Source organism: Sphingomicrobium nitratireducens, assembly GCF_026157035.1.
Classification (GTDB): Bacteria; Pseudomonadota; Alphaproteobacteria; order Sphingomonadales; family Sphingomonadaceae; genus Sphingomicrobium; species Sphingomicrobium nitratireducens.
The window spans coordinates 943,915-966,879 of record NZ_JANJZA010000001.1 but is presented as its reverse complement, the minus strand read 5'-3'; the positions used below and the strand labels follow the sequence as shown (position 1 = coordinate 966,879).

At 66.4% G+C, this 22,965-nt stretch carries 27 protein-coding genes and 1 tRNA gene; 12 read left to right on the top strand and 16 right to left on the bottom strand.

Annotated elements, in window-relative coordinates:
• Positions 1 to 58: 58 nt before the first annotated feature.
• Positions 59 to 1,288 carry a serine hydrolase domain-containing protein gene (locus tag NNY25_RS04945; protein ID WP_265570237.1) on the bottom strand — a complete coding sequence of 410 codons (1,230 nt, stop codon included), beginning with the start codon at positions 1,286 to 1,288 and terminating at the stop codon, positions 59 to 61.
• A gap of 179 nt (positions 1,289 to 1,467) precedes the next feature.
• Here NNY25_RS04945 and NNY25_RS04940 point away from each other — a divergent pair, with 179 nt between their 5' ends.
• The 4 genes from NNY25_RS04940 to NNY25_RS04925 all read left to right on the top strand — a co-directional run bounded on the left by NNY25_RS04940 (position 1,468) and on the right by NNY25_RS04925 (position 4,686).
• Positions 1,468 to 1,788, top strand: coding sequence for a hypothetical protein (locus tag NNY25_RS04940; protein ID WP_265570236.1), 321 nt, complete (start codon positions 1,468 to 1,470; stop codon positions 1,786 to 1,788).
• A complete protein-coding gene (pyrF, locus tag NNY25_RS04935) occupies positions 1,788 to 2,462 on the top strand; it encodes an orotidine-5'-phosphate decarboxylase (protein ID WP_265570235.1) in 675 nt (224 codons plus the stop codon). Before NNY25_RS04940 ends, pyrF begins: the two co-directional genes overlap by 1 nt.
• Positions 2,463 to 2,530: 68 nt before the next feature.
• The gene (accD, locus tag NNY25_RS04930) at positions 2,531 to 3,385 is read left to right on the top strand and encodes an acetyl-CoA carboxylase, carboxyltransferase subunit beta (RefSeq protein WP_265570234.1); all 855 of its coding nucleotides are present in this window, start codon (positions 2,531 to 2,533) and stop codon (positions 3,383 to 3,385) included.
• Positions 3,385 to 4,686 (top strand): bifunctional folylpolyglutamate synthase/dihydrofolate synthase, encoded by a 1,302-nt coding sequence (locus tag NNY25_RS04925; RefSeq protein ID WP_265570233.1) that lies wholly within the window; start codon positions 3,385 to 3,387, stop codon positions 4,684 to 4,686. Before accD ends, NNY25_RS04925 begins: the two co-directional genes overlap by 1 nt.
• Here the strand turns inward: NNY25_RS04925 and NNY25_RS04920 are convergent.
• Entirely contained in the window at positions 4,683 to 6,386 is a 1,704-nt protein-coding gene (locus NNY25_RS04920; RefSeq protein WP_265570232.1) for an AmpG family muropeptide MFS transporter, read from the bottom strand. The genes NNY25_RS04925 and NNY25_RS04920 overlap by 4 nt on opposite strands.
• 116 nt (positions 6,387 to 6,502) lie before the next feature.
• Between NNY25_RS04920 and NNY25_RS04915 the strand changes: the two genes are divergently transcribed.
• The gene (locus tag NNY25_RS04915; RefSeq protein WP_265570231.1) at positions 6,503 to 7,657 is read left to right on the top strand and encodes an aromatic ring-hydroxylating oxygenase subunit alpha; all 1,155 of its coding nucleotides are present in this window, start codon (positions 6,503 to 6,505) and stop codon (positions 7,655 to 7,657) included.
• Here the strand turns inward: NNY25_RS04915 and NNY25_RS04910 are convergent.
• Positions 7,636 to 8,034: a response regulator gene (locus tag NNY25_RS04910; protein ID WP_265571472.1), complete on the bottom strand. Its 399-nt coding sequence runs from the start codon at positions 8,032 to 8,034 to the stop codon at positions 7,636 to 7,638. The two genes, NNY25_RS04915 and NNY25_RS04910, sit on opposite strands and share 22 nt — an antisense overlap.
• A 61-nt stretch (positions 8,035 to 8,095) precedes the next feature.
• Here NNY25_RS04910 and NNY25_RS04905 point away from each other — a divergent pair, with 61 nt between their 5' ends.
• Together NNY25_RS04905 and rsmD are read left to right on the top strand one after the other, a co-directional pair.
• Entirely contained in the window at positions 8,096 to 8,938 is an 843-nt protein-coding gene (locus NNY25_RS04905) for a pseudouridine synthase (protein WP_265570230.1), read from the top strand.
• Entirely contained in the window at positions 8,935 to 9,474 is a 540-nt protein-coding gene (gene rsmD / locus NNY25_RS04900; RefSeq protein ID WP_265570229.1) for a 16S rRNA (guanine(966)-N(2))-methyltransferase RsmD, read from the top strand. The genes NNY25_RS04905 and rsmD overlap by 4 nt, the downstream gene beginning before the upstream one ends.
• Here the strand turns inward: rsmD and NNY25_RS04895 are convergent.
• Positions 9,471 to 9,920 (bottom strand): hypothetical protein, encoded by a 450-nt coding sequence (locus NNY25_RS04895; protein WP_265570228.1) that lies wholly within the window; start codon positions 9,918 to 9,920, stop codon positions 9,471 to 9,473. The two genes, rsmD and NNY25_RS04895, sit on opposite strands and share 4 nt — an antisense overlap.
• 12 nt (positions 9,921 to 9,932) lie before the next feature.
• Entirely contained in the window at positions 9,933 to 10,529 is a 597-nt protein-coding gene (locus NNY25_RS04890) for an SOS response-associated peptidase (RefSeq protein ID WP_265570227.1), read from the bottom strand.
• A gap of 143 nt (positions 10,530 to 10,672) precedes the next feature.
• Here NNY25_RS04890 and NNY25_RS04885 point away from each other — a divergent pair, with 143 nt between their 5' ends.
• Both NNY25_RS04885 and NNY25_RS04880 read left to right on the top strand, forming a co-directional pair.
• Positions 10,673 to 10,978 carry a glycine zipper 2TM domain-containing protein gene (locus tag NNY25_RS04885; RefSeq protein WP_265570226.1) on the top strand — a complete coding sequence of 102 codons (306 nt, stop codon included), beginning with the start codon at positions 10,673 to 10,675 and terminating at the stop codon, positions 10,976 to 10,978.
• A 170-nt stretch (positions 10,979 to 11,148) separates the two neighbouring features.
• Positions 11,149 to 12,264 (top strand): hypothetical protein, encoded by a 1,116-nt coding sequence (locus NNY25_RS04880; protein ID WP_265570225.1) that lies wholly within the window; start codon positions 11,149 to 11,151, stop codon positions 12,262 to 12,264.
• Here the strand turns inward: NNY25_RS04880 and NNY25_RS04875 are convergent.
• Both NNY25_RS04875 and epsC read right to left on the bottom strand, forming a co-directional pair.
• Positions 12,245 to 12,589 (bottom strand): DUF2794 domain-containing protein, encoded by a 345-nt coding sequence (locus NNY25_RS04875; RefSeq protein WP_265570224.1) that lies wholly within the window; start codon positions 12,587 to 12,589, stop codon positions 12,245 to 12,247. The two genes, NNY25_RS04880 and NNY25_RS04875, sit on opposite strands and share 20 nt — an antisense overlap.
• Positions 12,586 to 13,266 (bottom strand): serine O-acetyltransferase EpsC, encoded by a 681-nt coding sequence (gene epsC / locus NNY25_RS04870; protein ID WP_265570223.1) that lies wholly within the window; start codon positions 13,264 to 13,266, stop codon positions 12,586 to 12,588. The genes NNY25_RS04875 and epsC overlap by 4 nt, the downstream gene beginning before the upstream one ends.
• A 133-nt stretch (positions 13,267 to 13,399) precedes the next feature.
• Between epsC and NNY25_RS04865 the strand changes: the two genes are divergently transcribed.
• Complete coding sequence (locus NNY25_RS04865; RefSeq protein WP_420854312.1) at positions 13,400 to 14,164, top strand: sulfite exporter TauE/SafE family protein; 765 nt, start codon at positions 13,400 to 13,402, stop codon at positions 14,162 to 14,164.
• On the opposite strand, the gene NNY25_RS04860 is transcribed toward NNY25_RS04865, so the two are convergent.
• Both NNY25_RS04860 and NNY25_RS04855 read right to left on the bottom strand, forming a co-directional pair.
• Complete coding sequence (locus tag NNY25_RS04860; RefSeq protein WP_265570222.1) at positions 14,161 to 14,682, bottom strand: carboxymuconolactone decarboxylase family protein; 522 nt, start codon at positions 14,680 to 14,682, stop codon at positions 14,161 to 14,163. The two genes, NNY25_RS04865 and NNY25_RS04860, sit on opposite strands and share 4 nt — an antisense overlap.
• Positions 14,683 to 14,757: 75 nt before the next feature.
• Entirely contained in the window at positions 14,758 to 15,303 is a 546-nt protein-coding gene (locus tag NNY25_RS04855) for a peroxiredoxin (RefSeq protein ID WP_265570221.1), read from the bottom strand.
• A 136-nt stretch (positions 15,304 to 15,439) separates the two neighbouring features.
• On the opposite strand from NNY25_RS04855, the gene NNY25_RS04850 reads away from it, so the two are divergent.
• Complete coding sequence (locus NNY25_RS04850) at positions 15,440 to 16,357, top strand: hydrogen peroxide-inducible genes activator (RefSeq protein WP_265570220.1); 918 nt, start codon at positions 15,440 to 15,442, stop codon at positions 16,355 to 16,357.
• Here NNY25_RS04850 and NNY25_RS04845 read toward each other — a convergent pair.
• Both NNY25_RS04845 and pgsA read right to left on the bottom strand, forming a co-directional pair.
• Positions 16,328 to 16,627: a hypothetical protein gene (locus tag NNY25_RS04845; RefSeq protein ID WP_265570219.1), complete on the bottom strand. Its 300-nt coding sequence runs from the start codon at positions 16,625 to 16,627 to the stop codon at positions 16,328 to 16,330. The two genes, NNY25_RS04850 and NNY25_RS04845, sit on opposite strands and share 30 nt — an antisense overlap.
• A gap of 80 nt (positions 16,628 to 16,707) precedes the next feature.
• Entirely contained in the window at positions 16,708 to 17,280 is a 573-nt protein-coding gene (pgsA, locus tag NNY25_RS04840; RefSeq protein ID WP_265570218.1) for a CDP-diacylglycerol--glycerol-3-phosphate 3-phosphatidyltransferase, read from the bottom strand.
• A 116-nt stretch (positions 17,281 to 17,396) separates the two neighbouring features.
• Here pgsA and NNY25_RS04835 point away from each other — a divergent pair, with 116 nt between their 5' ends.
• Positions 17,397 to 18,716, top strand: coding sequence for an MFS transporter (locus tag NNY25_RS04835; protein ID WP_265570217.1), 1,320 nt, complete (start codon positions 17,397 to 17,399; stop codon positions 18,714 to 18,716).
• Here NNY25_RS04835 and NNY25_RS04830 read toward each other — a convergent pair.
• From NNY25_RS04830 to rpsA, 5 genes are all read right to left on the bottom strand, one after another.
• Entirely contained in the window at positions 18,697 to 18,834 is a 138-nt protein-coding gene (locus NNY25_RS04830) for a hypothetical protein (RefSeq protein ID WP_265570216.1), read from the bottom strand. The two genes, NNY25_RS04835 and NNY25_RS04830, sit on opposite strands and share 20 nt — an antisense overlap.
• A gap of 85 nt (positions 18,835 to 18,919) precedes the next feature.
• On the bottom strand, positions 18,920 to 20,494 hold the full coding sequence (locus tag NNY25_RS04825) for a putative bifunctional diguanylate cyclase/phosphodiesterase (protein ID WP_265570215.1): 1,575 nt from the start codon (positions 20,492 to 20,494) through the stop codon (positions 18,920 to 18,922).
• 137 nt (positions 20,495 to 20,631) lie between these two features.
• Positions 20,632 to 20,717, bottom strand: a tRNA-Leu gene (locus NNY25_RS04820).
• Positions 20,718 to 20,742: 25 nt separating this feature from the next.
• Positions 20,743 to 21,039 (bottom strand): integration host factor subunit beta, encoded by a 297-nt coding sequence (locus tag NNY25_RS04815; protein ID WP_265570214.1) that lies wholly within the window; start codon positions 21,037 to 21,039, stop codon positions 20,743 to 20,745.
• Positions 21,040 to 21,201: 162 nt separating this feature from the next.
• On the bottom strand, positions 21,202 to 22,905 hold the full coding sequence (rpsA, locus tag NNY25_RS04810) for a 30S ribosomal protein S1 (protein ID WP_265570212.1): 1,704 nt from the start codon (positions 22,903 to 22,905) through the stop codon (positions 21,202 to 21,204).
• Between the last annotated feature and the right edge of the window lie 60 nt (positions 22,906 to 22,965).

Genomic DNA, 22,965 nt, shown 5'->3' with positions numbered 1-22,965 from the left:
CGAAAACGAGCGACCTCACGACCCTCGTTTCGCCCCCGGTGGAGGCTCGGTTCGCCGCCTATCCCTTGTCGAGTTCGAGCCAGTCGCGAAATTCCAGCCCGTAGAGCATGTCGAGCAGTTCGAACTGGAGACCGGTCGGCTGGCTGGTATTCGAATTCCACAGCGCGACGATCCCGGTCTTCTTCTCCGGGTCGAACATGATCAGCGAGCGGTAGCCGTCGACCCCGCCGCGATGACCCACCACGTGGTGCCCGGAATAGTCGTAGCTACGCCAGCCGAGCCCGTAATAGGGATCATGGACGCGCTCGCGATATTTGCGCATCCGCGAATTTTCGTTGGGCGTCTTCACCAGCGCCTCGTGCGCGGTCTCGAGCACCTGCGGCTCGACGATCTCGGGCAACGCGCCGACCTGCGCCTGCAGCCAGATCGCCATGTCCTTGATGTTGCTGTTGACCCCGCCCGCCGCCGGCACGCGGTAATAGGGCTCTTTGACCTCGAGCTCGCTCGCCCAGGCCGAATGGGGGTGCGCCCAGCTCTTGGCGCCGACCAGGCCTTCGCGCGTCAGGCTGGCCGAGGTCATGCCGAGCGGGGCGAACAATTCCTCCTCGACCGCCTGCTGGTAGCTGGTGCCGGTGGTCTTGGCGACGACCTCGGACGCCGTGTCGAAAGCGACGTTCTGGTAGCTCCAGCACGTACCCGGCGGACAGGTCAGGACGAGGCTGCCCAGCTGGCGCCGGATGTCGCGGGGGTCCTGGCCGTCCTCGAGCCGGTCGTCGAAAGCGTTGCGCCACAAGCCGAGGCGATGGCTGAGCACGTCGCGGACGGTCGCGGTGACTTGCGCGCCTTGCGGAAGGAGGAGGGTCGCCGAATAGGTCGCAATCGGCGCATCGAGCTGGAGCGAGCCTTCGCTGGCCAGCTTGGCCGCCATCGTCCCGGCGACCCCCTTGGACACCGACGCCCAGCGGAACACCGTGTCGAACCGGACCTTCTCGCCGCTGTCCTTGGCGGTCTCGCCATAACCCTTGAGGAAGCTGATCCGCCCGTTTTCGACGACGCCGACCGCGAGGCCGACCATCGATCGCTCCTCGCCCACCAGCCGGCTTGCGCGCGCGTCAAGGCGCGCGTAATCGATCGGCCCCTTGGCGAAATCATGCAGCGGGGGCACCGGGATCGTCGCGCTGTCGGTCAGGACGGGGCCGTCCTCGCCGCCTGCGCCGCGTGGCAAGGCAACCGCGACCAGCGCCGCCGCCGCGGCCATCCCACCGGCAATCAAGAGTCTCGAAATCATCGGATGCGAGTATCCCTCCCCAAGCGCCCTGCTGGCAAGGGCGGCCCGGCGTTGCAAGCGGGGAATTTTTCGGGACGCGACAGGAAGTGGGATCGCTGCGGCGAAAGGCCGTGCGGGGTAGCGCGCGCCCGCCCGCTGGCCTAAGGCAGTCAGGACAAGACGCCTTGTGGAGGGGGCCGATGCAATTTCTCAAAACGCTTTTCTGGGTGCTGCTCGCGGTCGTCATCGCGATCTTTGCGACGGCCAACTGGCATGACGTAATGGTAGACCTGTGGGGCGACCTCAGGATGGCGATCAAGCTACCGCTGCTGCTGGCGATCACCTTCGCGCTCGGCTTCGTGCCGACCCTGCTCTACTATCGCACCAAGGTGTGGAGTCTCAACAAGCGGATCGGGTTGACCGAGCGCAATCTCGCGCAGTCGCCGCTGACCCCGCCGCCGCCCACCGTGCAGCGCCGCACGCCCACGCCCCAGTCCTCCAGCCCGTTCGAGGCCGAGTGATGGTCAGCCCCGTCTACGTCGCGATCGACACGCCCGATCTCGCCCGCGCCAGGGAGCTCGCGCAGCAGTGTCGTCGCCACGCCGGCGGGCTCAAGCTGGGACTCGAATTCTTCGTACACAACGGTCTGGGCGGGGTGATGGAGATTGCCGATCTCGGCCTCCCGATCTTTCTCGACCTCAAGCTGCACGACATTCCCAACACGGTCGCCAAGGCAATCCAGGCGATGAATCCGTTCGTTCCCTCTGTGCTGACCGTCCATGCGGGCGGCGGGCGCGCGATGATGGAAGATGCCAAAGCGGCTGCCCCCGTGGGCACCAAGGTCGTCGGCGTGACCGTGCTCACCAGCCTCGACCAGGACGATCTTGCCGCGATGGGCGTCAAGGGCGACCCACTCGGTCAGGTCGAGCGGCTCGCCGACCTCGCCAAGGAAGCGGGGCTCGACGGGATCGTCTGTGCCGGGCCCGAGGTCGCCGCGGCGCGCAATCGCTGGAAGGACGGCTATTTCGTCGTGCCGGGCATCCGCCCCGCCAGCGCCAAGGTCGGCGACCAGAAGCGCGTGATGACCCCGCGCGCCGCGCTCGACGCGGGGGCCTCGATGCTCGTCATCGGCCGCCCGATCACCGGATCGAGCGACCCCGACCAGGCGTTGAAGGACATCGCCGCCACTCTCTAGGGCGCGATATTTACACGCGGGGCGCTTGGCACTAGGCCCCGCCCAAAGGACATGGACAAGGACCAGGCATGAGCTGGATCGACAAGGTTCGCAACGGCATCCCCTTCCTGCCCAAGAGGCAGTCGGACGACCAGTTGTGGCACAAGTGCAAGAGCTGCGAGGCGATGGTCTTCACGCGCGAGTGGGCCGACAATGCCTATGTGTGCCCGCGTTGCGAACATCACGACCGCATCGGTCCGCAGGAACGCTTCATCCTCCTGTTCGACCGCAACGAGTATCAGCGCCTGCCGAGCCCCGAGGTCCGCGAGGATCCGCTCAAGTTCAAGGACTCCAAGAAATATACCGAGCGCATGAAGCAGGCGCGCGCCAAGACGGGCGAGAAGGACGCGCTGATCAACGCCAAGGGCAAGATCGAGGGGCGCACCTGCATCGTGGGCGTCCAGGACTTCGCCTTCATGGGCGGCTCGATGGGAATTGCGGTGGGTGCTGCCGTGGTCGCAGGTCTGCGCGCTGCGATCGCCGAGAAGGCGCCCTACATCCTCTTTACCGCGGCGGGCGGCGCGCGCATGCAGGAAGGCATCCTGAGCCTCATGCAGATGCCCAAGACGACCGTCGCGCTGGCCGAGATGAAGGAAGCAGGGCTTCCCTACATCGTCGTCCTTACCGATCCCACGACCGGCGGGGTAACCGCGAGCTACGCGATGCTCGGTGACGTCCAGATCGCCGAGCCCGGCGCGCTGATCGGCTTCGCCGGCCAGCGCGTCATCGAGCAGACCATCCGCGAGAAGCTCCCCGACGGCTTCCAGCGCGCCGAATATCTGCTCGAGCACGGCATGATCGACATGGTCGTCCACCGCCATGCGCTGAAGGACCGGCTCGGCCGCCTGGTCGACTATCTCGCGCCGGAGAAGGACGCGGCCTGATGACGGACGGGGCGACCTCGTCCCATCCGGCCGTCCAGGCGCAGCTCGAGCGGCTCGGAAAGCTTGGAATGGGCGGCGACGTCCTCGGGCTCGAGCGCGTCACGGAACTTTGCGCGCGGCTCGGCAATCCGCAGGATCGGCTGCCTCCCGTCTTTCATGTCGCCGGGACCAACGGCAAGGGCTCGACCCTCGCTTTTCTGCGCGCCGGGCTGGGAGCGGCGGGCCAACGCGTCCACGCCTTCACCTCCCCCCACCTCGTGCGTTTCAACGAGCGCATTCGGATCGCGGGCACGCTGATCGACGACGAGGCGCTCGCGCCGCTACTCGAGGAAGTGATCGACGCCGCCGAGGGCATGAAGGTCAGCTTCTTCGAGGCGACCACGGCGGCCGCTTTCCTCGCTTTCTCACGCAGCCCCGCCGATGCGTGTCTCGTCGAGGTTGGACTTGGCGGCCGGCTCGATGCGACCAACATCGTCTCGCCCGCATGTACCGGCATCGCTGGGCTGGGTATGGACCATATGCACTTTCTCGGGGACACGCTCGCGGCCATTGCAGGCGAGAAAGCGGGCATCGCGAAGGCGGGCGTGCCGCTGGTGACGATGGACTATCCCGCCGACGCCGACGCCACGATCGAGGCGCGCGCTGCCGAGCTCGCCGTCCCGCGCTACCGGAAGGGCCGCGATTGGGATATTTCCGCACGCGGTGGAGCGCTGCGCTACGAGGATGCGCTCGGCACGCTCGACTTGCCCAGCCCCGCGCTCGGCGGCATTCACCAGGTCGGCAATCTCGGGCTGGCCACCGCAATGCTCCGTCACCAGAGGGTCGTCGAGACGTTCGACATCGCCAAGGGAGCGTTGGCCGCACGCTGGCCGGCGCGGATGCATCGGCTCGGTCCGGGTCCGCTCACGCATGGGATCGAAGCGAAAATCATTCTCGACGGCGCGCACAATCCCGAGGCCGCGCGCATGCTCGCCGACAGCCTCGGCGATGGACCGATCGTGCTGATGGCGGGAATCCTCAGGAACCGCGACTACACGGCGATGCTGGAGGCTTTCAGGGACCGCGTCACGCGCTTCGCGGGCCTCCCCGTTCCGGGCCATGAAGATCACGATACGAAGGACCTGTGCGCCGAAGCCAACCGTATCTTCGGCCTGTCGGGATCCTACCCGACTGGCGATGTCGGCCAGGCCTTCGACTGGCTTCGCGACACCCCGCCCGCATCCGGCGAGACGGTCGTCGTCATGGGCTCGCTCTACCTCGCGGGCGACATCCTGCGACGCAACGAGGAGTGGCCCGTCTAGGCCAGTTCCACCTCTGGCGGCGGCGCGTTATGCGCGGTCCCCAGCCGCTTCTGCCGCGCCCATTCGATCAGGCACAGGACGACCGCGACCCCGCCCATGGCGGTGGTGATGAGGAACACGGTGTAATAGCCGATCTCGTCGATCAGCTGGCCGAGCGGCGCGCGCCCGAGCGTGCCCACCAGCAGCGCCAGCGAGGACAGCAGCGCATATTGCACCGCGCTGTAACCCTTGGCGACGATCGAGGAGAGGTAGGCGACGAAGGCAGCGCCTGCGAGGCCGACGGCAAGGTTCTCGCCGGCGATCGCGACCATCAGCTTGGCCAGCCGCGGATCGCCGCCGAGGCTGGTGACCAACGCGGAAAAACCCGTCCCGTCGGCAACCGCCTGCATCGTCGCACCGCCGATGGCGAGATCGGCATAGAGGAGGTTGGTCGCTGCCGCGAGCACCGCGCCCAGCGTCAACGCCGCCATGCGCCCGATGATCGTCAGAAGCGCCCCGCCCAATGCGAGACCGAGCAGCAGTGCGCCGACACCGAAAAATTTCGACGCCACCGCGACCTCGTCGTTCGTGTACTGCAATTCGCCGAGATAGAAGGGGTAGGCGAAGCTCCCCCAGATTGCGTCGGTGATGCGGTAGGTGAGGACCAGAGCGATGACGAGGATCGCCGCGCTTCCCAGCCGCCCGATGATCTCGGTCAACGGGAGCACCAGCGCCCGGTAGCCATAGTCGATCGTTCGATCGAACGATGTCTTCGCGGGTGCCGCTTCGGTCAGCACGTGACGCCCTTTGCGTTGCTGCGACACCAGCCAGGCCGCGATCAGGCCCGGAATGACGATCGTCGCGAGCATGATGAGCGGGCCCTGCACCGTGATGAACTCGACGGAATCCGGACGCGCCTCGGGATCGGAATTGAGCGACATCACCATGAACGTGCCGACGATGAGGAGCGCGATGCCCCACAGTGCGCCGATGACGGCAAAGGCGGTTTTGCGCACGCGCGGCGTGAGTTCCCCCGGCCGGCGCAGCAGGTCGAGCTCTTCCTCGCCCGCACCGATGCTCGCGGTCGCGGTCTTGGCATCGGGGGCCGCAAGGCCAAGCACGCCGATGACGAAGATCACCCCGCCGAACACGGCATAGGTCTCGGGCCAGCCGACACGTGCGGCGAGGAACAGGGCGCCCGCACCGCCTGCCAGCGCGGCGAGCCGGTATCCCATCTGGTAGATGGTCGAGAGGATGTCGATCGTCGCGACCTCGTCGGCGACGTCGACGCGCCAGGCGTCGATCACCACGTCCTGCGTCGCGGAGGCAAAGGCGGAGATCCCAGCAAGCAGCGAGAACATGCCGAGCGAGCTCACCGGATCGAGCTGCGACAAGGTGAGGAGCGCGAGCCCGATCATGACCTGCGCCGTGACGATCCACTGCTTGCGCTTGCCCAGCCGCCGCAGCCCCGGCAGATCGACCCGGTCGAGTGCGGGCGACCACAGGAACTTGAAGGCATAGGCCAACCCGATCAGCGAGAAGACGCCCATCGTCTCAAGATCGACCTTTTCTTCGGACAGCCACGCGTAGAGCGTGCCGAGCACGAGCGCATAAGGGAGCCCCGCGGCGAAACCGAACAGCAGCATGAAGCCGGTCTTGCGGTTGGACAGCGCCAGCCTGAGCGCCTGCCAACTCGACCTGCTGCGCGATTCGGTTGCCATGGACGGCCCTCCCTTACGTGTACGAAGCGCGCAGGCTAGCAGGCCCGCCGCTGCGGAACAGGGGGAAAACCGCGCCGCCCTTGCACGGCCCGCCGCACGGGCGCACCATTCCGGCCATGGACGCACCCGTCACCCGCCGCCCGACCGCAGGCCAGCGCGCGCTGGCCGAGGCGCTGGCACGCGGGGAAGCGAGCCTTGGCGAACGTATCGAAAGGCTCTCGACCGACCGCTATCTCGACGACTCGCGCCACGCGGCGGAGATTCGCGGCCTGTTCGGCCAGGGCCCCCTGCCCCTCGTCCCCTCGGCGCTGCTGCCCGAGGCCGCCATGGCGGTCACGCACGACGACTATGGTGAGGCGCTGATCGTTACGCGAGACATTGACGGCGCGCCCCATGTCCTCGCCAATGCCTGCCGCCATCGCGGAACGCGGCTGCTGGAGACCGACGAAGTCGTCTCGGCCAAGCGGATCGCCTGCCCCTACCATGCCTGGACTTACAAGGTGGACGGGCGCCTGGTCGGGCTGCCCCGCCCAGATACCTTCCCAGGGTTCGACAAGGCCGAGCACGGCCTCCAGGCCTATCCCTGCCACGAGAGCGCCGGGCTGATCTGGTTCTCCCGTGATCCTTCCGAGCACTTCGAAGAGGTCGACCGCCTCGCCGAGGATTTCCTCGCCATCGGTCTCGATCGCCAGAAATTCTTCCGCCGCCGCACGCACGACGTCGCTGCCAATTGGAAGCTGGTGATCGACGCCTTCCTCGAAAGCTATCACGTCCAGCGGCTTCACGCGGGCAGCATCGCCGAATTCTTCGCCGACGGAATCGCGGTCGCGGACGAGATGGGCGCGCACCAGCGTTTCGCGGTCGGTCGCGCCGACTATGCCGCCAAGATCGACCTCGACGACTGGCCGTCGGTGCGGCAGGTGATGACCTTCACCTACCAGCTGTTCCCCAATGCGGTGCTGATCTTCAGCCCCGACTACGTGAACCTGCTTGTCGTCCACCCGACGTCGGTCGATCGCTGCCGCGTGACCAATTTCATGACCGTCCCGCGCGAGGAATGCGACGGCGAGATGCGCGAGCGGTGGGAGCGCAGCTGGCGCCTCCTCGACGAGAGCACGTTCGGCGGCGAGGATTTCCGCGCTGCCGCCTTATGCCAGCAGGGCCTTGCAGCAAGCGACACGAAGGAAATGCTGCTCGGCACGCTCGAGCACGCCATCACCTTCTTCCACGAAAGGGTCGATGCGGCGGTTCAGGCCGCCGAGGGCGCGTAGAGCGTCATTCCCTTGGGCAATTTCTTGGGCTCCTCGCCCTGCAGCAACAGGTCGACTGCCTTGAGCGCGGCCATCAGCTGGCGGTCGGTATAGGGCTTGACCAGCGAGCCTACCGCGAGGCTCGAACATTCTTCGGGCGGCATGCCGGTGCAGAACAGGACGGGGACGCCGCGCGCCTTGGCTTCGCGCGCAAGGTCGATGCCGGTCCGCTCGCCCGACAGGCGAATGTCGGCCAGCACGAGATCGACTTCGTTCTTTTCGAGATCGGCGAGTGCGTCGGAAAAATTGTCGCGCGTTCCGACGACCTCGTAGCCGGCGGATTCCAGGCGCGATTCATTGTCGAACGCGGTCAGCGGCTCGTCTTCGACGACGAGGATACGCTTGACGATCCGCTTGCGCTTCGAGAACAGGCTCCGGCCCCCTCATTTGGAAAAGAACGTGACCTCTTCTAATCGCCAGAACGGCCCGCGCGGTTCCCGCTTCGGCCCCCGTGGACCCAAAAAAGTTTCGGAAGCGAAACCCGCACGCAAACCCGGTCCCAAGCCCGGCGCCGCGCGCGAGACCGGTCCCCAACGCATCGCCAAGCTGCTCGCGCGCGCCGGAGTCGCCTCGCGCCGCGAGGTCGAGCGAATGATTGCCGAAGGCCGCGTCGCGATCGAGGGAACCACGCTCGACACGCCCGCTACCCTGCTCGAAAATCTCGACGGGGTGACGGTCGACGGCAAGCCGGTGAGCAAGCCCGCGCCGACCAAGCTGTTCCGCTTCTACAAGCCCAAGGGATGCCTGACTGCCGCGCACGACCCCAAGGGCCGTCCGACCATCTACGACCGCCTGCCCGACGGACTGCCGCGCCTGATGCCGGTCGGCCGCCTCGACTACAACACCGAGGGGCTGCTGCTGATGACCAACGACGGCGAATTGAAGCGCCAGCTCGAGCTGCCTGCGACCGGGGTCGAGCGCACCTACCGTGCGCGCGCCTTCGGCGAGGTCACGCAGGAGCAGCTCGAGGCGCTCGCCGAGGGCATCACCATCGAGGGCGTGCGCTACGGCTCGATCGACGCCAATCTGGAACGCTCGACCGGGCACAACAAGTGGATCCAGCTGACGCTGGCCGAAGGCAAGAACCGCGAGGTGAGGAACGTGCTCGGCCATCTAGGCCTCGAAGTCTCGCGCCTGATCCGCACTGCCTACGGCCCCTTCACGGTCGAGGAGCTCGAGCCGGGCCGCATCCGCGAAGTGCCGCGCGAGGAGCTGTTCCACTTCCGCCGGACGCTGAAGTGAGGATTGTCGCGGGCGAGTGGCGCGGGCGCAAGTTGGTCGCGCCGCCGGGCCGCCTGACGCGCCCGACCGCCGATCGCACGCGCGAGACGCTTTTCTCGATGCTCGCCAGCCGGATCGGGAGCTTCGAGGGGTTGCGCGTCGCCGACCTCTACGCAGGCTCGGGCGCGCTCGGGCTCGAGGCCCTGTCGCGCGGCGCAGCGCATGCGACCTTCGTCGAGACCGACCGCGAGGCGCTGGCCGCGATCCGCGCCAACCTTGCCGCATTGGGCGCGACCGCCCGCGGCGAGGTACGCGCGCAATCGGCAGAGAAGCTGCCGCCCGTCACCGCGCCGTTCGACCTCGTTCTCGCAGACCCGCCCTACAAGGTCGGCAGCGGCAATGTGGTGGTCGAAGCGGTAGTCGAAGCGGGTTGGCTTGCGCCGGGCGGCTGGCTGGCGATCGAGACCGACCGCAAGGAGCCGGTCGGAGCCGGCCCCTACACGATCGAGACCGACCGCGGCGTCGGGCGCGCGCGGCTCACCATCCTCCAGGCCTAGGCGTCGCCTTCCTCGTCGTCGGCTTCGTCCTGCCTGTCGCGGGTGCGTGCCGCGTCCATTTCGGCTTTGATGCGCTTGCCGATCGCGGCAGCCGCAGCAGCGCCGGCCACCTTCAACAGGTCGCGCGAGCCTGACTTGACCCCGCGCGCGCTGGTTGCTTTCTTTTCTGCCAGCGCAGCGACTGCGGCGACCGCTCCGGCGGCTACGACATCGGCGACGAGCGGATGGTCGGCCAGTTCGGCAATCTTGCGCACCGCCTTCTCGCGCTTGCCGCCCTCTTCCTCGCGCTCGATCTCGATCTCCTCGGCGATCAGCACCTTCTTGGCCTTCTTTTCCTTGGCGGCCTTCTTGGCCTTCTTCTTTTTCTTGTCCTTCTTGGGCTTCATCGCCTTGGCGGCCTTCGCCTCCTCGACGGCTTCCGCCTCCTTCTTCTGCTTCTTCGCCATGTGCGTCGCTCCTTATGCGAACTGGGTCATCGTCTCGTCGGGAAAGGCCTTCGCCAGCGCGCAGGCCTCGTCGGTCTCGCCATCGAGCCAGCGGTCGTGGTCGTCCGCCGCCAGCATCACCGGCATCGCTTTGGGATGGACCGCGCCCACCATCGTGTTGGGCGCGCAGGTCAGGAAGGCAAAATAGGATTTTTCCTCGCCCGGCCGCCACAGGCCCGCAAAGGCGAACAGGGGCGCGGCTTCGTCCTTGAGCCCGAACCAGTGCTTGAACTTTCGGCCCGTCGAGGGATCGGGCGCGGCCGACCATTCGCAAAAGCGCGTGACGGGCACGAGGCAGCGGCGGTCGGGACGGTTGAGTGCCGAGCGCCAGAAGGGCGACGACAGATTGCGCACGTTGGTCACGGGACGCCCCTTGGCGGCCTGCGGACCGGGAAAGCCCCACTCCATCTCGTCGAGCCTGAGCGTGCCTTCCTCGCGGCGCAGCACCGGCGCCAAGCGGCCCGGATAGATCTCGTCGTAGGAAGGAAGGTTCGCGCGGTCGCCCTCGAACCCACCGAACAGCTTCTTCATTTCATCGACGGTCGCGGTCATCGAATAGAGATTGCACATGTCAGCCCGCTCCCCGTCGCCCGCGCCCGCTCCGCTCGCCGTAAACCCGGATGGTAACGGTTAACCCGCCCGTGACGGTCGGCTTCCGTTCAGGAAGCGGGACGCAGCCTTGTCGCGCAAACACGCCAAAAAGGGAAATCGTCATGCGTCCTCTTCTCACTTCACTGACCGCGCTCGCCCTCGTCTCCACCAGCTTTTCCGCGCCCGCTTTCGCCCACAAGCGCCACGGCTACCAAGGCCCGGTGTGGACCGACAGCCAGGGGCGGTACCGCTGCAAGCGCCCCAACGGCACCACCGGCCTCATCGTCGGCGCCGCGACCGGTGCGCTGGTCGGCCGCGCCGTCGACACGCACGGCGAGCGCGCGACCGGCACCATCATCGGCGCGGCGGCCGGCGCACTTCTCGGTCGCGAAATCGACCGCAACCGCAAGGGCTGGCGCTGCCGCTAGCCCCCGTCCCCGCCCGGTTTCCTTCCCCCCAACCCTGCCGGGCGGGGACCTTCCACTGTCTTATACGGGCAACACGCCAAGGTCGAGCCGGCATTCGACGAACGGCAGCTGTATTGACAATATAATACAGCGAAGCGTAGCCTCCCCGTGACAACAGGGGAGGAACATCCATGTACAGCCAGCAGGACCTCGACGACGCCGTCGCCGCAGGTGCCATTACCAAGGGCTCGGCCGACGCGCTGCGCGCCTACGTGGCCAATGCCCGTTCGGCGGCAATCGTCGACGAGGAGCAGTTCCGGCTGATCCTCGGCTTCAACGACATCTTCGTCACCATCGCGACGGTCATCCTGTTCGTCGCCGTGTCGTGGATCGGCCAGTCGATCGGCGACACGCTCGGCCTGACCGGTGGTGCGGGCAACCCCTCGCCCATCGCAGGGTTGGCGCTCGCCGCCACCGCCTGGGGCCTCGCCACCTATTTCACCGCGAAGAAGCGCATGGCGCTGCCGTCGATCGTGCTCCTCGGCGGGTTCGTCGGCGGCGTGTTCGTCGCAGTCGGCGCGACCCTTGCGATGATCGTCGATGTGGAGGCGATCGAATCGCCCTTGGTCGGCGGCCTGCTCGTCTCGATCGCCTTTGCAGCAGCCGCAGTGGCCGCCTGGTTCCATTGGAAGGCGTTCCGGGTACCGGTCACGGTCGCCGCAGGTGCGGTCGCGGTATCGGGGATTATCGGCGGCCTGATCGCCGCCGGCCTGTCGTCGGCGGGCCTCGCCGGCGAAGCGATGAACAATGCGATGCTGCTCGTCGTACTGCTGCTCGGCCTTGCCGTGTTCGCCTACGCGATGCGGTGGGACGCAAGCGATCCGGACCGCATCACGCGGCGCAGCGACGTCGCCTTCTGGCTGCATCTCGCAGCAGCGGTGATGATCGTCCACCCGGTCTTCACCCTGCTCGGCCTTCGCGACGGCGATGCCAGCATGGGCGAAGGCTTCATCGCCATCGCGCTTTACGTCGCGCTGGGCTTCGTCGCGCTGGCGATCGACCGCCGTGCGATGCTGGTCAGCGCGCTCGCCTATGTATTGTGGGCGCTGTCCGACCTGTTCGAACGCTTCGGCGCGGTCGAACTCAACGTGGCGCTAACCGCGTTGGTGATCGGCTCGGCGCTGCTGCTGCTGTCGGCCTTCTGGGCGCAGGCCCGCGCGAACGTGGTCGCGATGCTGCCCGCGTCTGTCGTCTCGCACCTGCCGAGCCTCGGCTCGCCGGTGGCCGTCAGTCCCGAACCAGCCTGATCAGGCGCCGCTCGAGCGGGGCGAGCACGTAGCTGAGCTCGTGCCCCCGCTTGAGCACCTGCCCGTGTTCGGCGACAAGCGCCCAGGCGCCTTGGCGACGCGCGAGGCGCGGTCGCTTCTCGATGCGGATCTCGGGATTTTCAGCAGTACGGCGGAATGCAGCGAACACCGCCACGTCGCCATCAACGCGGATCGCATAATCGCGCCAGTGGCCCGCCGCGACCATGCGGCCGTAGAGGTCGAGGATGGTCATGAATTCGCGCCGGTCGAAGCTCGCCAGCTGACGCCCGTCCCCGGGCCGGGGAAAGGGCGTCACGACGCTCACGCGCGCCGGCTCCGATCCTGGTCACCCGCCCCGGCTCCCCCCTGTTCGGAGAGCCGCTTGCGCAGCGCCTTGATCTCGCGTTCCATCTCGCACAGCCGGATCTGGATGGGATCGGTCAGCTCGTCGCAGGGCGTGCCATAGGGCATGAACTCGCCCTTGTGCTCGGCACTGACCGGGATCGGCCGCGCCAGCGGCCCGACGATGGTCGCGCCGGACGCGACTTCCTTGGTCACCACCGCATTGGCACCGATGCGCGCCCCCTTGCCGACGGTGATGGGACCGAGCACCTGCGCGCCCGACCCGATCACGACGCCGTCCTCGAGCGTCGGGTGTCGCTTGCCAGGGACCCCGTCGAACGGGCTCGTCCCGCCCAGCGTCACGCACTGGTAGATGGTGACGTCGTCGCCGATCTCCGACGTCTCGCCGATCACGGTGAAGCCGTGGTCGAGGAAGAAATTGCGGCCGATCTTCGCGCCCGGATGGATGTCGATCGCGGTGATGGCGCGCGCGACGTGATTGACGAAGCGCGCGAGGAAATAGAGCCTCCCGCCGTAGAGCCAGTGCGCGATGCGGTGGAAAATCACCGCCCAGACGCCCGGATAGGTCAGGATCTCCCACCGCGAACGCGCGGCAGGATCCCTCGCCTTGATACTGTCCAGATAGTCGATCAGCGCCAAAGTCGGTGCGCCCTTCGCTCGTTTGTCACTCGTCCTAAAATAGGGATTGCGCGCGCGCTTTGCAAAGTCCTTGCCCGAGGCAGCGGTTGGGGGCAGGACGAGACGTCCATTGCAAGAAGGCGCAAGCGTCACCGTGTACGACTGGTTGATGGCCGATCCCGGCCTCCTGTTCGCCTTCGTCGCGATCGGCTTCGCGGCCCAGCTCGTCGATGGCGCGCTGGGCATGGCCTACGGGACCATCTCGACCACTGCCTTGGTCTCGCTCGGCGTACCGCCCGCGGCGGCGTCGGCCGGCGTGCACGGCGTCGAGACCTTCACGACCGGCATTTCCGCGATCAGCCACATCGCCCATCGAAACGTGCTGTGGCCGCTCTTCTTCCGCATCGCGATCCCCGGCATGCTCGGCGGCATCGCGGGCGCCTACCTCCTCACCGGTCTCGACGCATCGGTCGCGCGCCCTATCGTGCTCGCCTACCTGATGGGGATCGGCTTGCTGCTCCTGTGGCGCGGCTGGCGCCACGTCCATGTCGAACGCCCCCCGCGCGTTGTCGAGCCGCTCGGGCTCGTCGGCGGCTTCCTTGATGCGGCGGGCGGCGGCGGCTGGGGGCCGATCGTCTCGTCCAACCTGATGGTCCAGGGTGGTGCGCCGCGCACCGTCATCGGCACCGTCAACAGCGCCGAATTCCTCGTCACGCTGACGACCTCGATCACCTTTCTCCTGACGCTAGGGCTCGAGGGCTTCACGGTGGCGATGGTCGGCCTCCTCGTCGGCGGCGTGTTCGCCGCGCCGTTCGGGGCGCTGGTCGCCAAGAGGGTCAAGGCCGACCGCGTACTGGTGATGGTCGGGACGGTACTCGTCCTCACCAGTGCGGCCGGCCTGTGGAGCTGGATCGGCTAGAGCGTCGCGTGCACGGTGGCTACGCCGTTCATCACCGCCGCGATGCGCACCGCGGTCTGGATGGTTTCCGCCTTCACACCGTGCTGGCCGAGCACCTTCTCGTGTGAATCGATGCACAGGCCGCAGCCGTTGATCGCGCTGACCGCGAGGCTGAACAGTTCGAAGTCGGCCTTGGCGATGCCGTGGGTGCCGATCATGTTCATGCGCAGCTTCGCGGGCATCTTCGCATAGTCCTCGTTCCCGGCGAGATGGGTGAAGCGATAATAGACATTGTTCATCGCCATCACCGCCGCCGCGCCGCGCGCCGCTTCGGCGGTCTTTTCGTCGATCTTGTCGGCGCAGTCGGCCTCCGCGGCCGCAATCAGCGGCTTGGACGCGGTGCCGTGCGCGCAGGCGAGGATCGTCCCGAATTTCTGGACGTCGGTGAGGCCCTGCTCGGTCAGCAGGCTCGACAGGTTGAGTTTGAGGTCCTTGGCATAGGCCGGCAGCTCGCCGGCAAGCGTCTTCAGTGCGGACATGGAGTGTCTCCCGGATTTCAGATGGAAAAAGGGCGGGCGCGGCCGCTGACCGCCCCGCCCTCCTCGCGTCGTTCGTCAGGCCGCGACGGGCTTGAGGACGTCGTCGCCCTCCGACCAGTTGCACGGGCACAGCTCGTCGGTCTGCAGCGCGTCGAGCACGCGCAGCGTCTCGGCCGGGTTGCGGCCGACGTTGAGGCCGTTGACCGTGACGTGCTGGATCACGTTGTCGGGGTCGATGATGAAGGTCGCGCGATAGGCAACGCCTTCCTGGCCGTCGAGGATGCCGAGCGCCTCGGCCAGTTCCTTCTTGTTGTCGGCGAGCCACGGGAAGTCGGCATTGGCAAGCTGCTCGTCCGACTTGCGCCACGCGAAGTGGACGTGGGTGGTGTCGGTCGAGGCGCCGATCAGCACCGCGTCACGGTCGGCGAAATCCTCGGCCAGGTCGCCATAGCCGACGATTTCGGTCGGGCAGACGAAGGTGAAATCCTTGGGCCAGTAGAAGAGGATCTTCCACTTGCCATCGGTCTGGCCGAGATCGAACGTCTCGTCGGAAGGCAGCGCGGCAACGCCCTGCTGGACCGGAACCTTGAGCGCGGGAAGCGTATCACCAACGGTAAGCATGTACGGAAAACTCCTGTTTTTCTCGTTTCAAATGGAAATGTTGCGACGCAGCGAATGGCGCCTTCGGAGGGCGGATATAGGGGTGCTTGCTTATCGTTCAAGACGATTATATCGATGGCATTGAACGGTTTTGTCGATGATTGTGCACCTGCCTACTTTGAAGCAGCTCCACTACCTCGTGGCGCTGCGCGAACATGGCCATTTCGGCCGTGCGGCGGAGCATTGTTTCGTCACCCAGTCGACGCTTTCGGCGGGAATCCGCGAGCTGGAATCGTTGCTCGGCACGACCCTGGTCGAACGCACGCGGCGCGTGGTGCGCTTCACCCCGCTGGGCAATCGCATCGCCGACAAGGCCGAGAAGATCCTGCGCGATTGCGACGAGCTGGCCGGTCTCGCGCGCGCCGAGGGACGACCGCTCGCTGGCGAATTGCGCATGGGGGTGATCCCGACCATCGCGCCATTCATCCTGCCGACCCTGCTGCCGCACCTTCGCGACCATTGGCCCGAACTCAAACTCTATCTGCGCGAGGAAACCAGCCAGGCCGCCTGCGAGGCGCTTCATCGCGGCCAGCTCGACTGCGTGCTGCTAGCCATGCCGTTCGCGTGCGGCGACGTCGTCGAGGAGACGATCTTCGAGGACCGGCTGTTCGTCGCCTTCCCGGCGGGCGAAGCGCCCGACACGCGGGCCATCCATCCCGACGACATCGAGGAAGGCCGGCTGCTGCTGCTCGAGGACGGGCATTGCCTCAAGGACCATGCCCTGTCGGCGTGCAACCGCCCCGAGATCCGCGCCTCGGCCAAGATGATGGGCACCTCGCTCCACACGCTGGTGCAGATGGTCGACAACGGGCTCGGCCTGACCTTCGTCCCCGAGATGGCCCTGAAGGCGGGCCTGCTAGAGCATACCGGGATCGAGGCGCGACCGCTCGATACCGCAAACGCCACCCGCCGGATCGCACTCGCCTGGCGCCGGGGCAGCCCGCGCGAGGAGGAATTCGCGCTGCTGGTCGAAACATTGAAGGGCCTAATGCGCGAGCTGGTCGAGGCCGAGTAACCAGCGATCGAGTTCGACGACGCGCACCTCGGCCCCGTCTAGGTTGCGCATCAGCTCGGCGCGATGCCGCATCACCCACTGCAACCCTTCGACGCGGCTGTCGAAGGTCGGGAATCGCTCGCGGCTAGGCCCGAGCGAACGGCGGTCGACGAGGAAGCGTGCGCCTTTCCTGCAACCGGGCGAGGCCGCCCAGTCGCGCTGCGGCGCGGTGACGGCGGGCACCCAGTAGGTGCGCCGGGGATCGAGCCCTTCGATCTCGCGTCGATGCATCTTCCCTCCCGAGAAAAGCGGACGATAGCGAGCCTAGCGAGCGTTTGCGGGTTTGTGAAATGCGGGCCTTGGTCCGGCCGTCAGTCCATGTGCTTGAGGCCGACGCGCAGGTAATCGTAGCCGGTGATCAGCGTAAGGCCCGCGGCGAGCCACAGCGTCGCGACACCGACATCGTGGATCCACAATTGCGAGGGGATCGCGCCGCCCAGGATCAGCGCGCCGAGACTCATCAGCTGGAAGGTCGTCTTCCACTTGGCGAGTTTCGAGACCGGCACCGACACGTTGAGCGGCCCGAGGAATTCGCGCAGCCCCGAGACGATGATCTCGCGCAGAAGGATGATCAGCGCGGGAATGATGGTAAGGCCTTCGATCACCGGTTCGGGTTCGTCGAGCGTCCGGCGCGTCGCCACCAGCATGATGATGACGGCGGCGACCATGATCTTGTCGGCGATCGGGTCGAGGAACTGGCCAAGACGGCTGATATTGCCGCGCGCGCGGGCTAGATAGCCGTCGAAATAGTCGGTGATCCCAACGAGGCAGTAGAGAATGAAGGTCACCGCGTAATCGAGCGGGCTGGGCTTCCACAGCAGGTAGACCAGGATCGGCACCGCAAGGATGCGCGACAGGGTCAGGATGTTGGGAAGGGTCAGCATCTTGCGCGATGTCTGGCAGGTCGGAGTCGAAACGACAATATGGATTGTCCGCCTTGCCGTAGCGGGAGGCCACGCTACAGTCGGCCCACTGCCCAGCCGGCACGCGAAAGGCGCCCGTGGAACCGACCCTCAAACTCCTCGCCCGGCGCCGTTTCGCGCCGCTCTTCGCGACCCAGTTCCTCGGCGCCTTCAACGACAATCTCTACCGCACCGCGATGGTGCTGATCGTGATCTACGGAATCTATGCCGATCCCGCTCAGGAGGCGACTTTCTCCGCGGTGGCGGGGGGCCTGTTCATTCTCCCCTTCTTCATCTTCTCCGCGCTCGCCGGACAGATCGCCGACAGCCACGACAAGGCGGCGGTCGTTCGGCGGGTGAAGACCGCCGAGATCGTCATCATGGCCGTGGGCGCGGCGGGCCTGATGTTGCAGAGCGTCCCGCTACTCCTCGCCATGCTGTTCGCGACAGGACTACAGTCCACGCTGTTCGGTCCGATCAAGTACGCGATTCTTCCCCAGCATTTGAAGGAAGGCGAAGTTCTCGGCGGCACCGGGCTGGTCGAAGCGGGCACCTATGTCGCGATCCTGCTCGGCATCGTGTGCGGCGGGCTGGTGATTGTCGCCGACGCCTCGGGCGCTCTCGAAGCCAGCTGGGGCGCGGGCGCGGTGATCGTCGTCGCCCTCCTGGGACGGTTCGCTTCGAGCGCCATCCCCCCTGCCCCGCCGCAGCCCGGCATGGAGAAGTTGCCGATCGACTGGAATATCTTCCGCTCGTCCTGGAAGCTGATGGAAAGCGCGATGACCCGTCCCCAGATCCGCCTCGCCATCATCTGCATCAGCTTCTTCTGGGCGATGGGCACACTCCTCGCTGCGCAGTTCCCGCCGCTGGTCAAGAATGCGCTCGGCGCAGACCAGACGGTCGCGACTGCCTTCCTCGCCGCCTTCTCGGTCGGGGTCGCGGCGGGCTCGATCGCGGTCAACCTGCTCCTCAAGGGCAAGGTCTCCGCGCGCTTCAGCCCGGCCTCGGCGCTCCTGATGGGGTTGTTTGTCCTCGACCTCTATCGACGCGTGATCGCCTACGACAGCGGCAGCGCGGACCTGGTCGGCCTGGCCGATTTCGCCGCGCGCCCGCAGGGGATCATGATCTTCGTCGACCTGTTTTTCGTGGCGATGATGGGCGGCATGTATGTCGTCCCTCTCTACGCCTACCTCACCACCCACGTGCCCCCAAGCGAGACAGCACGCACGGTCGCGGCCAACAATATCGTCAATTCGGGCCTGATGGTGGCCGCATCGCTCCTCCTCGCAGGTGCGATCCAGAATGGGGTCGGGGTCGCCGACACGTTATTCGTCGTCGTCGGCGCGACGATCATCTCGGCAGGGCTGGGTTGGCGGCTGGAGAAGGCCGACCGGGCGCTTACGCCAGGAACAGACTGACGAACAGGAAGCCCGCGACGAAAGTCGTGCCGAACAGTTTCAGGTCGTCGCGCAGGGACGAACGCGACGCATCGAGCGCCGGGCTGGCCGTCTGAGCAAGAGGAAACCGTCGATCCATGGCAAGATCCTAACGATCGATTCACCATGAAAGCAACGCCTGCGCACGCAAAAGGCGGCAGTTGTTCTACGTTGGGACAGGTCGGCTAGGCGCGGGAACGCTTTGCGGGTTTGGCCGGTGCCTCGGTGCGCGCTTCCGGCTCGCGCTTGCGCACAAGCTGGGCCGCCTGGTCCGAGCTCATCGGCTTGCCGAAGAACCACCCCTGCCCGAACTGGCAGCCATATTGAAGCAGCGCGCTGTGGGCGCGAGCGGTCTCGACGCCTTCGACCGTCACCGGCACGTCGATCGCGGCAGCCAGTGTTGTCACTGCGCGAATGATCGCCTCGCTCTCCCGGTCGCGGTGAAGGCTGGCGGTAAAGCTGCGGTCGATCTTGATGCGGTCGAACGGCAGCGCGCGCAGGTGTGCGAGCGACGAATAGCCGGTGCCGAAGTCGTCAAGCGCGACGCGCACGCCCTGGTTCTTGAGACTGGTGGTGATCGCGCGGGCGAGTTCGGGATCGGCAAACAGCGAGCTTTCGGTGATCTCGATGATCAGCCGCTCGGCCGGAAAGCCCGTTTCGGCAAGCAGGCGTACGATCTTCTGCGCCAGCCAGCTGTCGTTGAGCTGGGTCGCGGAGATGTTGATCGAGACGTCGACCGGCTTTTCCCATTCTGCCGCGGCGGCGAGCGCCTGGCGCGCGACCTGGTCCGACAATTCGTCGATCAGCCCGTTTTCCTCGGCCACCGGAATGAAGCGATCGGGACCGATCAATCCCGACAGCGGATGCTCCCAGCGCGCCAACACCTCGAACCCGATCACCTCGCCGGTGGCAAGGTCGACTTGCGGCTCGAAATAGGGTTTGAACTGCTCGTTCTCGAGACCGACGCGGATACCTTGCTCGATCTCGCCGTGGGCGACCAGTTCGCGCTCCATCCGCTCGTCGAACCAGACCGGGCGCGCGATGCGGCCCGCACGACCTTCGGCCTGCGCGATGTCGGCGCGGCGCAGGAGGTCGCGAATGACGAGGTCCTCGGGCGGCGTGGCGGCGATTCCGGCAAACGCGCCGACGTGGATCAGCTTCTCGTCGATGAGGATCGGGCGGATCGCGATCTCGAGCAGCGCCTGGGCAAGCGTCTCGATGCGCTCGCGCCGATCGGGCGCCATCGTCGTGAGAATCGCGAACTCGTCGCCCGCGACACGCGCGACGCGCGCATGCTCCCCAGCCGCCTCGGAAATGCCGTTGGCGATGCGCCGCAGCACTTCGTCGCCCACGTCGTATCCGTGGCGATCGTTGATCGATTTGAAGCGGTTGAGCCGCAGCGAGATGATCGTCGCGTGACGCCCCGCCGCGCGGGCGCTCTCGCGCACCTCTTCGCCCGCCTCGGAGAGGCCCTTGCGATTGAGCAGGCCGGTCATGCCGTCGGTCGAGGCGATGCGCGCCGCGCGCTCTTCGCTCTCGGCGCGGCGCTGCACCTCCTGCTGGACGTCGACATAATAGCGCCAGCCGAACAGGATCAGCGCGACGTTGAGCGTCAATGTCGTGGACGCGATCTTGAGGTCGTCGGTGAATTCCTCGCCTGCCGCCTTCATCGTTTCGAAGAAGCTGGTGCCGTTCCAGATCAGGAGCGCGACCGCACCGATCAGGATCGGCAGGACGAACAGGTCCCTGCGATGTCGCATGGATCCCAGCACCCGCCACAGCGGCGGAACGGAGGCGAGAATTCTGGTCACCTCGCGACCTTAAGGCGAGATGCTTAATTTTTTCTCCACGACGTTGCGGAAAAAAGCACGGAAATCCGTGACTGGAATCGGCCCGGTGGTGCGGACGGCGGGACTTGAACCCGCACTCGCTTTCGCGAAGCCGATTTTAAGTCGGCAGCGTCTACCATTCCGCCACGTCCGCCCTCGGGCCGGCGGCGGAGCTGCCCTTAGTCGTTGGCAGCCCCGTTGAGGTTTAACCGCTCGCGCATTTCCTTGCCCGGCTTGAAGTAGGGCACGCGCTTGGCAGCGACCTCGACCGCTTCGCCGGTGCGCGGGTTGCGCCCGGTGCGCGCGTCGCGGTGCCGCGTCGAGAAGGCGCCGAAACCGCGCAGCTCGACCCGGCCGCCTTCGGCCAGCTGGTCGGTGATGGCGTCGAACAGCGACGTCACCACGCTCTCGACCTCGCGCTGGGTGAGGTCGGGAAAGTCCTGGCAGATCTTCTGGACGAGCTCGGAACGGATCATCTGGGCTTGGTCCCCCACTTGTGAATCACTTGTACGCCATCCCCCGATGGCAGGTAGGTGCCTTGATTGTCAGGAAAAAAAGGGCGGCGCAACCCGGTTGCGCCGCCCCCAGTGCCTGAAAGGCAGATGTCAGGGGAACGCTGTGGCTCCCGTGCACCAGCCTTACTTCTTGGCGTCGTCCTTCTGCTTCAGGGCTTCGCCGAGGATATCCCCGAGCGACGCACCCGAATCCGACGAGCCGTATTCGGCCACGGCCTGCTTCTCTTCCGAGATCTGGTAGGCCTTGATCGAGTAGTTCGGCTTCTTCGAACGATCGAAGCCGGTGACCATCGCGTCGAACTTCTGGCCGACCTGGAAACGCTCCGGACGCTGCTCGTCGCGGTCGCGGCCAAGGTCGCTGCGGCGGATGAAGCCGATCGGGCCGTCTTCGCCCGCCTGCACTTCGAGGCCGCCGTCACGCACGTCGAGCACGGTGACGGTGGTCACTTCGCCCTTCTTGACGCCGCTGCCGGCCGCGGTCACGCCGCCACGCTCAAGCTGCTTCATGCCGAGGCTGATGCGCTCCTTCTCGACGTCGACGTCGAGCACGACCGCCTTGACCGTCTCGCCCTTGTGGTGAAGCGCGAGCGCTTCCTCGCCGGTGACGCCCCAGGCGATGTCCGACATGTGAACCATGCCGTCAACGTCGCCGGGCAGGCCGACGAACAGGCCGAATTCGGTCGAGTTCTTGACCTCGCCCTCGACCTCGGTGCCCACCGGATACTTCTCGGCGAACTCGCTCCACGGATTCTCCTGGGCCTGCTTGAGGCCGAGCGAGATGCGACGCTTCTCTTCGTCGACCTCGAGGACCTTCACGTCGACTTCCTGGCTGGTCGAGACGATCTTGCCCGGGTGGACGTTCTTCTTGGTCCAGCTCATCTCCGAGACGTGGACGAGGCCCTCGATGCCCGGCTCGAGCTCGACGAACGCACCATATTCGGTGATGTTCGTGACGCGACCCTTGAAAGTGCCCTCGATCGGGTACTTGGCCGAAGCGCCTTCCCACGGATCGGCCTCGAGCTGCTTCATGCCGAGACTGATGCGCTGGGTCTCGCGGTTGATGCGAACGATCTGCACCTTGACAGTGTCACCGATGCCCAGAACCTCGCTCGGGTGACCGACGCGCTTGTAGCTGATGTCGGTGACGTGGAGCAGGCCGTCGATGCCGCCGAGGTCGACGAACGCACCGTAGTCGGTGATGTTCTTGACGACGCCCTCGATCACCTGACCCTCGGTGAGGCTCTGGATGAGGCCCGAACGCTGCTCGGCGCGGGTCTCTTCGAGGATGGCGCGGCGCGACACGACGATGTTGCCGCGGCGACGATCCATCTTAAGAATCTGGAAGGGCTGCGGGATGTCCATCAGCGGGGTGACGTCGCGCACGGGACGGATGTCGACCTGCGAACCGGGCAGGAAGGCGACGGCGCCGCCAAGGTCGACGGTGAAGCCGCCCTTGACGCGACCGAAGATCACGCCCTCGACGCGGCTGTCGGCTTCGTATTCTTTCTCGAGCTTGTCCCAGGCGGCTTCGCGGCGGGCGCGGTCGCGGCTGAGCATGGCTTCGCCATTGGCGTTCTCGACGCGGTCGACATACACCTCGACTTCGTCGCCGATGTTGAGTTCGGCCTTCTGGCCGGGCGCGGCGAATTCGCGCAGCGGCACGCGGCCTTCGCTCTTGAGGCCGACGTCGATGACCGCGAGGTCGTTCTCGATGCCGGTCACCTTGCCGGTGACGACGCGGCCTTCGAAGCCTTCGTCCTCGCCACCGAGCTTTTCATTGAGGAGCGCGGCGAAATCGTCGCGCGTGGGGAATGCCGTGTCGGCCATACAGATATGTCTTTCGTCTCGATAAAGGTTCGGCCGCAACGGGACGCCACCATGGCGAAC

Bases quoted from the DNA above. Each gene is read 5' to 3' on its own strand.
- NNY25_RS04945 (WP_265570237.1), bottom strand. From the start codon at position 1,288: ATGATTTCGAGACTCTTGATTGCCGGTGGGATGGCCGCGGCGGCGGCG.
- NNY25_RS04940 (WP_265570236.1), top strand. From the start codon at position 1,468: ATGCAATTTCTCAAAACGCTTTTCTGGGTGCTGCTCGCGGTCGTCATC.
- pyrF (WP_265570235.1), top strand. From the start codon at position 1,788: ATGGTCAGCCCCGTCTACGTCGCGATCGACACGCCCGATCTCGCCCGC.
- accD (WP_265570234.1), top strand. From the start codon at position 2,531: ATGAGCTGGATCGACAAGGTTCGCAACGGCATCCCCTTCCTGCCCAAG.
- NNY25_RS04925 (WP_265570233.1), top strand. From the start codon at position 3,385: ATGACGGACGGGGCGACCTCGTCCCATCCGGCCGTCCAGGCGCAGCTC.
- NNY25_RS04920 (WP_265570232.1), bottom strand. From the start codon at position 6,386: ATGGCAACCGAATCGCGCAGCAGGTCGAGTTGGCAGGCGCTCAGGCTG.
- NNY25_RS04915 (WP_265570231.1), top strand. From the start codon at position 6,503: ATGGACGCACCCGTCACCCGCCGCCCGACCGCAGGCCAGCGCGCGCTG.
- NNY25_RS04895 (WP_265570228.1), bottom strand. From the start codon at position 9,920: ATGGCGAAGAAGCAGAAGAAGGAGGCGGAAGCCGTCGAGGAGGCGAAG.
- NNY25_RS04890 (WP_265570227.1), bottom strand. From the start codon at position 10,529: ATGTGCAATCTCTATTCGATGACCGCGACCGTCGATGAAATGAAGAAG.
- NNY25_RS04885 (WP_265570226.1), top strand. From the start codon at position 10,673: ATGCGTCCTCTTCTCACTTCACTGACCGCGCTCGCCCTCGTCTCCACC.
- NNY25_RS04880 (WP_265570225.1), top strand. From the start codon at position 11,149: ATGTACAGCCAGCAGGACCTCGACGACGCCGTCGCCGCAGGTGCCATT.
- NNY25_RS04860 (WP_265570222.1), bottom strand. From the start codon at position 14,682: ATGTCCGCACTGAAGACGCTTGCCGGCGAGCTGCCGGCCTATGCCAAG.
- NNY25_RS04855 (WP_265570221.1), bottom strand. From the start codon at position 15,303: ATGCTTACCGTTGGTGATACGCTTCCCGCGCTCAAGGTTCCGGTCCAG.
- NNY25_RS04850 (WP_265570220.1), top strand. From the start codon at position 15,440: ATGATTGTGCACCTGCCTACTTTGAAGCAGCTCCACTACCTCGTGGCG.
- NNY25_RS04845 (WP_265570219.1), bottom strand. From the start codon at position 16,627: ATGCATCGACGCGAGATCGAAGGGCTCGATCCCCGGCGCACCTACTGG.
- pgsA (WP_265570218.1), bottom strand. From the start codon at position 17,280: ATGCTGACCCTTCCCAACATCCTGACCCTGTCGCGCATCCTTGCGGTG.
- NNY25_RS04830 (WP_265570216.1), bottom strand. From the start codon at position 18,834: ATGGATCGACGGTTTCCTCTTGCTCAGACGGCCAGCCCGGCGCTCGAT.
- NNY25_RS04825 (WP_265570215.1), bottom strand. From the start codon at position 20,494: ATGCGACATCGCAGGGACCTGTTCGTCCTGCCGATCCTGATCGGTGCG.
- NNY25_RS04815 (WP_265570214.1), bottom strand. From the start codon at position 21,039: ATGATCCGTTCCGAGCTCGTCCAGAAGATCTGCCAGGACTTTCCCGAC.
- rpsA (WP_265570212.1), bottom strand. From the start codon at position 22,905: ATGGCCGACACGGCATTCCCCACGCGCGACGATTTCGCCGCGCTCCTC.